Source organism: Vreelandella arctica, from assembly GCF_037070215.1.
Lineage (GTDB): Bacteria > Pseudomonadota > Gammaproteobacteria > Pseudomonadales > Halomonadaceae > Vreelandella > Vreelandella arctica.
In genome coordinates this window covers 11,685-23,668 of record NZ_JBANSN010000030.1, presented here as the reverse complement: position 1 = coordinate 23,668, position 11,984 = coordinate 11,685, and the positions used below count along the sequence as shown (strand labels likewise).

10 protein-coding genes are annotated in these 11,984 nt (G+C 55.1%); 7 read left to right on the top strand and 3 right to left on the bottom strand.

From position 1 onward, the window contains the following. Window positions 1–79: 79 nt before the first annotated feature. Both V8L70_RS18785 and V8L70_RS18780 read left to right on the top strand, forming a co-directional pair. On the top strand, window positions 80–445 hold the full coding sequence (locus V8L70_RS18785) for a hypothetical protein (RefSeq protein ID WP_101146275.1): 366 nt from the start codon (window positions 80–82) through the stop codon (window positions 443–445). 10 nt (window positions 446–455) lie between these two features. Further along, window positions 456–2,480 carry a pyrroloquinoline quinone-dependent dehydrogenase gene (locus V8L70_RS18780; RefSeq protein WP_101146276.1) on the top strand — a complete coding sequence of 675 codons (2,025 nt, stop codon included), beginning with the start codon at window positions 456–458 and terminating at the stop codon, window positions 2,478–2,480. Between the two features lie 81 nt (window positions 2,481–2,561). Here the strand turns inward: V8L70_RS18780 and V8L70_RS18775 are convergent, their stop codons facing one another. Genes V8L70_RS18775 through V8L70_RS18765 form a run of 3 tightly spaced genes read right to left on the bottom strand, consistent with a single transcriptional unit; the run spans window position 2,562 to window position 6,327 of the window. Further along, window positions 2,562–3,680, bottom strand: a complete 1,119-nt coding sequence (locus V8L70_RS18775) for a hypothetical protein (protein ID WP_101146277.1) — start codon at window positions 3,678–3,680, stop codon at window positions 2,562–2,564. A gap of 33 nt (window positions 3,681–3,713) precedes the next feature. Beyond that, the gene (gene leuA / locus V8L70_RS18770) at window positions 3,714–5,420 is read right to left on the bottom strand and encodes a 2-isopropylmalate synthase (protein WP_101146278.1); all 1,707 of its coding nucleotides are present in this window, start codon (window positions 5,418–5,420) and stop codon (window positions 3,714–3,716) included. Window positions 5,421–5,436: 16 nt separating this feature from the next. Then, the gene (locus V8L70_RS18765) at window positions 5,437–6,327 is read right to left on the bottom strand and encodes an ion transporter (RefSeq protein WP_101146279.1); all 891 of its coding nucleotides are present in this window, start codon (window positions 6,325–6,327) and stop codon (window positions 5,437–5,439) included. A gap of 175 nt (window positions 6,328–6,502) precedes the next feature. Here V8L70_RS18765 and V8L70_RS18760 point away from each other — a divergent pair, with 175 nt between their 5' ends. The 5 genes from V8L70_RS18760 to V8L70_RS18740 are packed head-to-tail and all read left to right on the top strand — an operon-like array spanning window position 6,503 to window position 11,943. After that, window positions 6,503–9,343 carry a monovalent cation/H+ antiporter subunit A gene (locus tag V8L70_RS18760; RefSeq protein WP_101146280.1) on the top strand — a complete coding sequence of 947 codons (2,841 nt, stop codon included), beginning with the start codon at window positions 6,503–6,505 and terminating at the stop codon, window positions 9,341–9,343. Then, window positions 9,343–9,675 carry a Na+/H+ antiporter subunit C gene (locus tag V8L70_RS18755; protein ID WP_101146281.1) on the top strand — a complete coding sequence of 111 codons (333 nt, stop codon included), beginning with the start codon at window positions 9,343–9,345 and terminating at the stop codon, window positions 9,673–9,675. Before V8L70_RS18760 ends, V8L70_RS18755 begins: the two co-directional genes overlap by 1 nt. After that, the gene (locus V8L70_RS18750; protein ID WP_101146282.1) at window positions 9,672–11,186 is read left to right on the top strand and encodes a monovalent cation/H+ antiporter subunit D; all 1,515 of its coding nucleotides are present in this window, start codon (window positions 9,672–9,674) and stop codon (window positions 11,184–11,186) included. Before V8L70_RS18755 ends, V8L70_RS18750 begins: the two co-directional genes overlap by 4 nt. Then, window positions 11,183–11,680, top strand: coding sequence for a Na+/H+ antiporter subunit E (locus tag V8L70_RS18745; protein ID WP_008958595.1), 498 nt, complete (start codon window positions 11,183–11,185; stop codon window positions 11,678–11,680). Before V8L70_RS18750 ends, V8L70_RS18745 begins: the two co-directional genes overlap by 4 nt. Next, window positions 11,674–11,943 carry a K+/H+ antiporter subunit F gene (locus V8L70_RS18740; RefSeq protein WP_008958594.1) on the top strand — a complete coding sequence of 90 codons (270 nt, stop codon included), beginning with the start codon at window positions 11,674–11,676 and terminating at the stop codon, window positions 11,941–11,943. Before V8L70_RS18745 ends, V8L70_RS18740 begins: the two co-directional genes overlap by 7 nt. Window positions 11,944–11,984 lie beyond the last annotated feature (41 nt).

Below are 11,984 nucleotides of genomic sequence, written 5' to 3'. Positions count from 1 at the left end.
TAAAGTTACAGTGCTAACGATTTGCGATGTTGGCTTAGCCTCAACATCGGGCACCTCACTTACCAGAAGGCCATATGCTATGTCGTCATCCCACTCTTCTAAAATGGGCGCAATCGTTCTTTTCGTCGCCTCCCTCGCCGGGCTTGCCATCGCTGTATACGCCTATTTCACTCCACTAACCGGCGTGACCGGGACACTCGGCGCCCTGGTGGCCATTGTGGCCTGCCTCGCCCTTGCGGTGTTGGCACTCCTTCTCGCGGCCATCAAAGGGCGAGGCGCTTCTATTGCATTGAGAGTGCTCATCTTGGTGGGCCTCATCGGCACTTTTTTCGCTGGCATGCTACTTCATCAATGGTGGATCTGTGCTGCTATGGTGGTCGGTTTAATCGGCCTGATCCTTGATATGGTTCGTCCGTCGCACCATACCCGCCCTACACATGCCTGAGGAGCCGACGATGCCAACTTCTTCATTTGCTAAACGACCTCACTTTAATACCCTCACGCTGCGCTGGGGCACCGCCACAGCATTGGCGCTTTGTTTATCACCCATACCGTTACTGGCACAAGATCAGCCAGATGAGTCGGTAAATAGTGAGGAGAACCCAGTCAGCTCTGCGCCCATCCCGCTGGTGCCTGGCGAACCAACCTGGGACAGTTTCCATGGCCAACTCAACGCTCAGAAATATAGCCCACTTGACCAAATCAATGCCGATAATGTTGGCGAGTTAGAGAAAGTATGGGAACTCCATACCGGTGATGTTGCGGATGGCTCGGGCGATTTACCGGCGACGGTATGGTCTGCAACACCAGTATTTGCCAACGACACGCTCTATATCGGCACACCGTTCTACCGAATTATCGCGCTTGACCCAGCGAGTGGCGAAGAGAAATGGAGTTTTGACACCCAGTCCTCTCTGGAAGCACTCACCCAGCCCGCCTTAAAGAATCGTGGTGTCGCTTACTGGGAGGCCGATGATCCGGTGGCTGGCGAATCGTGCCAGAAAATCATCTACATGGGCACCATGGATGCTCAGCTGTTCGCGGTCGACGCCGACAGCGGCGAGCCGTGCCAAGGGTTTGCCGATAACGGCGTGCTCAATGCCAATCAGTGGAACGACACCAACGATAAATGGCCATTATCGCTGTTACAGCCACCTACCGTGGTGGGAGATCACCTGATTTTGGGCTGGGCAGGCATGGACTGGGCCTATGAAGAGGCGCCCCCCGGCACCGTCTTTTCAATCAACGCCCGCACTGGCGAGCTTGAATGGACATTCCAGGCACTGAGCGACCAGATGCGCGAGCAGAGCGGTACCGCCAATGTGTGGACACACATGTCTGCCGACGAAGAGCGCGGCCTGGTTTACCTCCCGGTTTCTTCACCCTCACCTAACTATTGGGGTGGCAACCGTACTGAAGAAGTCCCTCTCGGTACATCAACCACTGCCCTGGATATTGAAACTGGCGAAGTTGTTTGGTCCCGTCAGTGGGTTCATCACGACATCTGGGATTACGATATTAATTCTGCGCCAACACTAATGGACATTACGGTAGATGGTGAAGAGATACCGGCATTGATCCAGGCGACCAAGATGGGCTTTCTGTTTGTGGTCAATCGTGAAACCGGTGAAGACGTCTGGCCGATTGAAGAGCGGCCGGTTCCGAGTGGTGACGGCTCCGTTGAGGGGGAAGTCTATGCGCCCACTCAGCCCTTCCCCACTAAACCGGCCCCGCTGATGGATCAGGCAGAAAAGCCCAAGGTTTGGGCGCTGGCCGACGCGGTTAGCTTCGGAGAGTGTTCAGCACTGTGGGAGGAACTTCGCTATGAAGGTATGTACACCCCACCCACTACCGAGGGTGAAGGTACGTTAGGCTTTCCTATCAGCGCAGGTGGCGTGCAATGGGGCGGCGTAGCATTCGATCCTGAAAGTCAGACGGCGGTGGTCAACACGTCGCATATCGTGCAGTACATCAGACTTTATGACCGTGAAGCTTACGAGTCAGCCAATAGAGCATCGGGCAACGAGAGTGGCTTTGCGTCTCAGGAAGGCGCGCCCTACGGCATGCGCCTTGAGGTTGCCCTCAACAGGCTAGGCATGCCCTGCTGGGAACCGCCTTTCGGTGAGCTTGTAGCTCTCGACATGACCACTGGCGATATCAAATGGCGTCGTCCGTTGGGAGCATCGCAGCAGTATGGCTTCTATATGCCCGAAAGCTGGGGTTCGCCTACCATTGGTGGCCCAGCGGTCACCGCGGGTAACGTTATCTTTATCGGTGCCTCAATGGATGCCAAGGTACGTGCTTACTCCCTTGACACCGGCGAAGAACTCTGGTCAGATCAGACCGAAGCCCCGTCTGTCTCTAACCCCGCCGTTTACGAGTACGACGGTCGCCAATACGTTGCCTTTATTTCCGGTGGGAATACCATTCTGAAAAACCAGGTAGGTGATCAAATCACGGTTTACGCCCTGCCAGAATAACGCTAGCAAAATGGGCAAGTAACAATCGGGGTGGCTCTAAAGCCGCCCCGATTGCGTTAACAGCTACTTTCTCACCCTGTTTCAGCCAAGATCACTGGTATGAGGCTTGGTACGTTTGGCTAACTGTTTATTTGCTGCACCAAAACACACCCGTATTACTGGTACCAACAGCCACAATAGTGGCGTGAGCAACCAGCGATAGGCAAAGCGAGTAATGAACAGGATCGGCAGTAGTACAATCAGCCAGATAAGAAACTGACCGAACCAAACCGGCCAGCCAAGCCAGGTCGAGAGATTGGCACCGAGTGCGCTCACTAAGCTTGGGTGGCGAACCACCACATAAGCGGTGCCCGCTACGGCGGCGACCCTGGCCATGCGAGGCAACGATGCAAAACGGCCGCTGGTGGCCAACACCCCTTGTCGCAGCCCTGTTCGGGCGCCCTGCGCTTCGATACTGCCTACACGAGCAGCACGTGTAGCTCTGCCTGCCCGCAGCACTTTGACAGTGCTGGCCATGACCAGCAGATCGACACCCGCCCAGCCTAGATCGGCGGCGCCAATGTTGTCGCCCCGCCGCCACTGGCTTTCGAGATCACGCAGGCCGCTGGTAAAAAAGTCGCCGACACCCGCGACCACTCGCTCACCTTGTAACCACTCGACCTCACCTTGGTCACTCAACACAAACTGATTAAGCAGCGCGTGACCGTTCTCCTCAAGTAGAGCAATGCCCATCTGCCCACGGCGGAATGGCGTCAGTTCTGCATTAGCGGTTGCTTCCTCATCACTCCACCAACGACTGACCTGCTGATAGCGCTCGCCGACCCAATGTTGTGCCCTTAGCGTGGCGACATCGTGTGTGCGGAAAAAGCTGATGGGCATTACCGCGTCAGCGCCAAAGCGCGACAATACACCCTGAAACTGAGGTGAGAGACCATACTCTTCCAACACTTCCCGGGCCAAATCGTCGTAATGCAAAATGGCCAGGGAGGCGCTCATCCATAGTGCCTGATCCGAAGCGTAGCTAAGGAAGAGCGCATTGATTTCCGGGGACTCACGCTGAAGCGATGGCTCAATAGAGGGCAGCGCCCGCTGAGCTTCCAGGCGCACCAGTTGAGACTCAAACGGTTCGTGGGAAGCCAGCGCGGATGCGAGCCCTGCGATTACCATCGCGGTCAATACTATGATCTGCCAGGGCCGCATCGTTTTCGCCTCGCTAAATGGGTAACTGAGTAATTACCCCAATGTTTCCGCCGTCACGTTCGCCGCCGCAGGTTGAGTGGAGTGATGGCGGTTTATAGCGCTAAGAACGCCTTTCATGGAAGCGCTAGTGATACTTTCATCAGTGCCCACGCCGAACACTGCTTTACCATCGATACGTACTTCCACGTAAGCGATTGCCTCAGCATCGGCGCCTTGACCGCGGGAGTGCTCATGGTAGTCGATGATTTCCACATCGTGTCCGGCGGCGGCCAGCGCTTTAACAAAGGCGGCTAGCGGGCCATTGCCTTCACCGCTGAGCGTTTGGCGGCTGCCATCAGTCTCAACGATGGCTTCCAGGGTCACTTTGGGGCTGTCAGGTTCAGAAGAGAGCCGGTGACTCACCAACCCAAAGGGTGCTCGCTGTTCCAGATACTCATCCGCGAACGCTTGGTAGATCATCTTCGACGTGATCTCGCGCCCGGTGCGCTCAGCGACTTCCTGCACTACCTGGCTGAACTCAATCGAAAGGCGACGCGGCAACTCAATGCCGTGCTCCTGCTCGAGCAGGTAAGAAACACCGCCCTTACCCGATTGGCTGTTAACCCGGATAACGGCTTCGTAGCTGCGGCCCACGTCGAGCGGATCGATAGGTAAATAAGGTACATCCCACACAGCATCTGGATTAGCGCGGCGATCCGCCATGCCTTTTTTGATCGCATCCTGATGAGAGCCAGAGAACGCGGTGAATACCAAATCGCCCACGTAAGGGTGACGCGGATGCACCGGCAACTGGTTGCAGTACTCCACTTCGCGCATGATCGGGGTGATATTGGAGAAATCGAGCTGCGGATGAACGCCCTGGGTGTACATGTTCATCGCCAATGTGACGATATCGACGTTACCGGTACGCTCGCCGTTACCGAACAGCGTGCCCTCAACGCGGTCAGCTCCCGCCATTAGCGTCAATTCTGCTGCCGCCACGCCAGTACCGCGGTCGTTATGTGGGTGAACGCTAACAATCAAATGATCACGATTTTTGACGTTGCGACAGAACCACTCAATTTGGTCGGCATAGTTATTGGGCGTAGCGACTTCTACCGTGGCAGGCAGGTTCACGATCATCGGCTTATCGGTGCGGGTGCCGTAAGCATCCATGACCGCTTCGACGATCTCAACAGCAAAGTCCATCTCGGTGGTGGTAAACAGCTCCGGCGAGTACTGAAACGTCCAGTTGGTCTCCGGCGCGGCGTCCATCTGGGCGCGAATCTGCTGGGTTGCTTCGACGGCGATTTGCACGCACTCGGCTTTATCGACATTGAACACCACCCGGCGGAACATGGGATCGGTGGCGTTATAGACGTGGACGATGGCGTTTTTGGCGCCTTGTAACGCTTCAAAGGTGCGTTCAATCAAGTGCGGGCGCGCCTGGGTCAGCACCTGAATGGTCACATCCTCAGGGATCTTATCCTGCTCGATCAGCGAGCGTACGAAATCAAAATCGGTTTGTGAGGCCGAGGGAAAGCCGACTTCAATCTGCTTAAAGCCAACATTCAACAGCATGTCGAACAATCGCTGCTTACGCTCCTGGTCCATCGGATCAATCAGCGATTGATTACCGTCGCGCAGATCCACACTGCACCAGACAGGCGCTGCTTCAATGCGCTGGCTCGGCCACTGGCGGTCAGGCAGATCAACGGCCACAAAGGGGCGGTACTTTTTGGCGGGGTCAGACAACATCATGGCGGCTCTCCTAAAATCAGTCAGTGGGGGGCTTGTCGCTGTGCTTACCGCCCGCATCATTCTGGTGTGGTGGGGCTGGCGAGTATGCTTGAGAGAGCGCTGACTCCATACGGTCAAGCTGCGCTTTCAGCCCGCGAACATCATTGCGCAGCGACTGCAGCTCGGCTTCTTCACCTTCGCCGTTGTCCAACGCCATTTGCGCGCTCTCTTTCTGCATCACGTCCAGCACAATACCAATCATCATATTGAGAAAAATAAAGGCGTTCAAAAAGATAAAGGTTAAAAAATAGATCCAGGCGTAGGGATAAACCTCCATGGCCGGGTAAAGCACCGCTGTAGCCCAGCTCTCGAAGGTCGCCACTTGAAATAGCGTCAACATGGCCAGGGAAATATTGCCCCATAGCCCCTCGTCCACATTGTGGAAAAGGAAGCTCCCAATGGCGGCGTATATGTAGAAGATGATAAACATCAGTAGGACGACATACCCCATACGCGGCACCGACTTGACCAAGGCGCTTAACAGCATTTGTAGCTCGGGAATCATCGACACCAAGCGAAGCACCCGGAAAATACGCAGTAGCCTAGCCAGCAGCACCATTTCAGAATCATCCATGGGAATCAGGCTGGCGGTCACAATGAGGAAGTCAAAGACGTTCCACCCTTTCTTGAAGAAACTCAGCAGCGTGCGTTCAGCGGCTATCCTGATTAAAATCTCAATCAGGAAAAATATGGTGACCGCCATATCAAGATAGAGCAGCCACTGCTCCACTTGAGTGGTTTCTTCATAGGTTTTTGCCCCTATCACCAGGGCAGAAATGACGATAATGGCAATCACGACCGCTTCAAAAATCTTATTACTACGCAGCCTTTCAAAACGGGCTTGCCAGGTATTAAAGGGTTCACTCATGGAACGTAAAATCTCTCAACGGTTGACCGGCACACTTTATACTAAAACTACACACCTTCTACACAAGTGATATCCTGTTGTTTCACTTGATGTATCCTACGCCATCAGAACGCCCTCAAAGCGCCCTGTTGGTACTCTTTTGAATTTTTTAACTTTAGCCGCTGGATGATCCCCCATGACACTGCTTTGGATAGCCTTATTGCCTCTGCTAGGCGTACTGGTGCCGGCACTTACCGCACAGCGTGGTCGCAGCTTCTGTTCCCTTGCGACGGCAGTGCTGCCAGCGACCGCCTTAGTAATGACGCTACTCAACATGCCAGCCCTGCTAGACGGTGAGCAACTACGTTTTTCAGTCACCTGGATGCCTGAGTTGGCGCTGGACTTAGCGTTCCGCCTCGATGGGCTATCGCTGCTGTTTAATCTGTTGATACTGGGCATTGGCTTACTGATTATTCTCTATGCCCACTACTACTTAGCAAAAGATGAACCCTTTGGCCGATTCTACGCCTTCCTGATGCTTTTTATGGCGTCAATGGTCGGTATTTCAATGTCGGACAACCTGATTCTGCTATGGCTATTCTGGGAGTTAACCAGCCTCTCTTCGTTTTTACTGATCGGGTACTGGTCCTACCGCAGTGATGCACGCAAAGGCGCTCGTATGGCGCTAACGGTAACCGGCGCGGGCGGCCTTGCGCTACTGGCTGGTTTACTACTGTTAGGCGATATGGCGGGCAGCTTCAATATGGGCGATGTGTTAGCCAGCGGAGACGTCATTCTTGCCGACCCGCGCTACCCGCTCATGCTCGGTTTGGTATTGCTGGGGGCCTTTACCAAATCCGCACAGTTTCCTTTCCATTTTTGGTTACCTCATGCGATGGCGGCGCCCACGCCCGTATCGGCGTATCTCCACTCAGCGACGATGGTTAAAGCGGGCATTTTCCTGATGGCGCGGTTGCACCCTGCCATCGCTGGCAGTGAGCTGTGGAGCGTGGTCGTTTCCCTCGTCGGCATCGTCACCATGCTGTATGGCGCTTGGTTTGCTCTGATGAAAACCGACCTGAAGGGCATTTTAGCGTTCTCCACGGTCAGTCATTTAGGTTTAATCACGGTATTGTTAGGCATTGGCAGCCCCATGGCGATCCTGGCCGCGCTGTTCCATATCCTCAATCACGCTACTTTCAAAGCCGCTCTGTTTATGAGCGCAGGCATTATCGATCATGAAACCGGCACCCGGGAGCTAAAGCAGCTGGGTGGCCTGAAAAAAGCCATGCCTGTCACGGCGCTCTTGACCACGCTGGCGGCTGCCGCCATGGCAGGCGTGCCGTTATTCAATGGCTTTTTATCCAAAGAGATGTTCTTTACCGAGTCGTTAGCAACGCCCGTTTTGGGTGGGGTGAGCTGGCTATTACCTGCGCTAGCGGCCCTCGGCGGCGTTCTCTCGGTCGCTTATTCGCTGCGTTTAGTACACGCCGTCTTCTTCAAACCAGCGCGTGAAGAACCGCCCAAAACGCCCCATGAACCGCCGCATTTAATGCGTCTGCCGGTTGAAATCTTAGTGGTGCTTTGTGTGGTGGTCGGCCTTTTCCCGGCGTTTATGGCCACAGGGTTGTTAGAACTTGCCAGCGAAGCGGTGATTGGAAGTCCACTCGATTTTCATTTGGCTATCTGGCACGGCGTTAATCTACCGCTCATCATGAGTTTGCTGGCCTTTGTCATCGGGATTGCGCTGTATTGGCGCCATGGTGATGTGCGTCGATTTACGCAACAGTTTGCAGGCATTGACGCCCGACGCGTTTTTGAGCGCATTCTTATCTCGATCGGCTATCGCGCTGAGCAACTGATTGCGGCTCTGGAAGGCAATTCGCTCCAACGCTATGTGGGTTGGCTATGGCTGGCGGCGCTGGTAATGGGGGGTATTGGCCTCGTACAAATCACCGACTTGACCGGGGCGGCAGGAAATCAGCCGCTGGACGGCATCCTTATTCTAGGCGCTGGGATGCTGATGTTTGGTGGCGTGGCGACCGCCGCCACCCATCGCTATCGGTTGATTTCGCTATTGATGCTGTCGGTAGTGGGCCTATTCGTGGCACTGACCTTTGCCCGTTTCTCGGCACCCGATCTAGCGCTGACACAGCTTTCTGTGGAAGTCGTGACCATGATTCTGCTGATGCTGGCGCTATTTTTCTTACCGCAAAAAACGCCGCGCGAATCCAGCCCATTACGCAACGTTCGCGATATGCTGCTGGCTGGCTCGCTTGGTCTGGTGATCGCCAGCCTTAACTACGCCGTCATGACGCGCGATACACTGTCGATTTCCAGCTTCTTTGTGGAAAACAGCAAGCCCGGTGGTGGGGGCTACAACGTCGTCAACGTCATTCTGGTCGACTTCCGTGGTTTCGATACCTTAGGGGAAATCACCGTATTGGCCATCGCTGGCTTGGCGATCTTTAAGTTGCTCAACCGCTTACGCCTGTTTATGCCGCACAGTGACGGTGAGGGACGGGTATGGTCACCCGATCGCTACCCGGCGGTGCTAACGTCAATTTCAATGACACTGCTACCGCTGGCGCTCCTGGTCTCTGCGTTTATCTTCCTGCGTGGCCACAATCAGCCGGGCGGTGGGTTTATTGCCGGCCTGATTACCGCAGTCGCCCTCATTCTGTTGTATATGGCGCGTGGCGTGGAGTGGGCGCAAGAGCGTCTGGATTTCCCCTTCCAACCGGTAGCCGTTATCGGGGTCGCCGTTGCCACGCTCACGGGGCTGGGTAGCTGGCTGTTTGGTCATCCGTTCCTCACCTCTGCCTTTGGCTACTTCAGCCTACCGCTGATCGGTACCTTTGAATTGGCCACCGCGCTGCTCTTTGATCTGGGCGTGTACTTAGCCGTAGTAGGCGCCACGCTGATGATTTTGGCCAACCTTGGCAAAGTCACTACGGCGCACCGTCCGGTGACCGAAGCCTCGGAAAAAGACACCGATGCCGCTGCTGCAACCTCTTCTGCTAAGGAGCCTCGTTAATGGAACTGCTCTATGCAATGACCACCGGCGTCTTGACCGCCTGCGGTCTCTACTTGACCTTGCGAGGCCGCACTTTTCCTGTGGTGGTCGGCCTAACGCTGCTCTCATACGCAGTGAATTTGTTTCTGTTTTCGATGGGGGGGCTCACCACTGATGGGCCAGCCATCGTGTCTGAAGGAACGAGCTATGCCGACCCACTCCCCCAGGCGCTAGTGCTCACGGCCATTGTTATCGGGTTTGCGATGACCGCATTCGTGGTGATTCTAGCCATGCGGGCGCGCAGTGAAGTGGGTAACGACCATGTCGACGGTAAAAAGGAAGACCGAGAATGATGCAGCACCTGATTGTTTTTCCTGTCGTTTTACCGCTAGTGGCGGGTATATTACTGCTCTATCAACGGCAAGGCTTAGTGCGCTATAAGCGTGCAGTCAGCGTTGCCGCCACCGTGCTATTACTGCTGGTAGCAATCGGCCTTTTGCGCCAAGCCGCCAGTGATCAGGTCACTTATTATGCCCTGGGCGATTGGCAAGCACCGTTCGGCATTGTGCTAGTACTGGATCGCCTGTCAGCACTGATGCTGCTGGTCACTGCTGTTTTGGCAGTCGGCGCCGTTGTGTTTGCCTGCGCGGGGGATGATGAAAAAGGCAGTAACTTTCATGGCCTTTTTCAGTGGCAGCTGTTGGGCATCAACGGCGCCTTTTTAACCGGTGATTTGTTTAACCTGTTCGTCTTTTTTGAAGTACTGCTACTGGCCTCTTACGCGCTGCTTTTGCACGGCGGAGGAAAAGCGCGCATTCAAGCCAGCGTCCACTACGTGGTTCTCAACCTGGCAGGCTCGTCGCTGTTCCTCATCGCGGTGGGGATTCTGTATGGTGCCACGGGCACGCTCAATATGGCCGATATGGCAATCCGCGTGGCTGAACTGCCCGCAGAGCGTGAAGGCTTAGTCACCGCCGGCGCATTAATGCTACTGGTGGTTTTTGGGTTAAAAGCAGCCATCCTGCCACTCTACTTCTGGCTACCCAAAGCCTACGCATCCGCGCCTGCGCCGGTAGCAGCGCTGTTTGCCATCATGACCAAGGTAGGTATCTACGCTATTCTGCGTGTCTATTCACTGCTGTTTGGCGACAGCGCTGGCGGGCTGGAAGCACTGGAGCAACCTTGGATTTGGTGGCTCTCGCTTGCCACTTTGGCGGCCGCTGGTGTCGGCGTAATGGCCGCACGAGATTTGCGCTTGCTGGTGGCTTATTTGGTGTTGGTATCCGTAGGCACGCTGCTGGCGGGTATCGGCATGCGCTCACCGCAGGCTGTCTCGGCCCTACTCTATTACCTGATCCACACCACGCTGGTTACCGGTGGTTTGTTCCTGTTGGCGGAAATGATCGGCCTGCAACGTGGTAAAGCAGGTACGCGCCTGGTGAAGGGCCGTCCGATGGTTCAGGGCGCGGGGCTCGCCATGCTATTTTTTGTAGGCGCCATCGCCGTCGCTGGCGTTCCGCCGTTTTCAGGCGCTATCGGCAAGGCATTAATGCTTAATGCTGCCGAAGGCACGCAGCGTCTTTGGCTTTGGCCGTTACTGCTGTTGACCAGCCTAGCCTCGCTGGTTGCGCTTTCCCGTGCTGGCTCTACGCTGTTTTGGCGTAGCCATCGTGGCAACGTGAGTGGTTCACCGTTGCCACGTCGCCAGTGGTTCGGCGTTATTTGGCTGCTTAGCGCAGCACCGCTGTTGGTTGCACTGGCAGGGCCAGTAAGCAGCTACACTCAAGCGACCGCTGACCAATTAGCCAACCCTCAGGTGCTGATTCGCACGCTACTACCCAATGCTGCTGGAGATGCCCAATGATCGCCCCGCGCTCCTGGCTACCCACGCCTGTATTATCGATACTTCTACTCGTCGTGTGGCTGTTGTTAGTACGCAGCTACGCGTTTGGTCAGTTCGTGTTAGGCGGCTCGTTAGCTATTTTGATACCCCTACTAACCCATCGTTTTTGGGATGCACGGCCTCTTATCGCCAAACCCTTTGCCTTGCTGCGGTTTATCTTCCGTGTGCTGGGCGACATTATCACCGCCAACTTTGAAGTGGCTTACTTGATCGCCAACCCCTGGCGCAAGCTTAAACCCCATTTTATTGAATACCCATTAATGCTAGAGGAGCGGTTCACCATCACGCTGCTCGCCAGCACGATCAGCCTGACACCGGGCACCGTGTCGGCCAATCTGCGCATGGATGGTAAGTCACTGCTGATTCACGCCTTGAACGTGGACGACGAGGAGGCGCTGATTAACCAGATTCGTGAGCGCTATGAACGCCCACTTAAGGAGATCTACGAATGTTAAGCATTGCACTCTATATCACCTTAGCTCTGGTCGTGATGGCGCTGCTGATGAACCTCTACCGCCTGACCATTGGGCCCAGCTTGCCTGATCGCGTACTTGCGTTAGACACCATGTACGTTAATTCCATTGCGCTTATCGTACTGCTGGGGCTGTGGCTGAACAGCAAAACCTATTTCGAGTCAGCGCTGTTGATCGCAATGCTAGGTTTTATCAGCACCGTCGCGGTTTGCAAATATATTCTGCGCGGAGACATCATCGAATGATTAACATGAATTATCAAACGATGAACAAAAGCCCGGGGGAT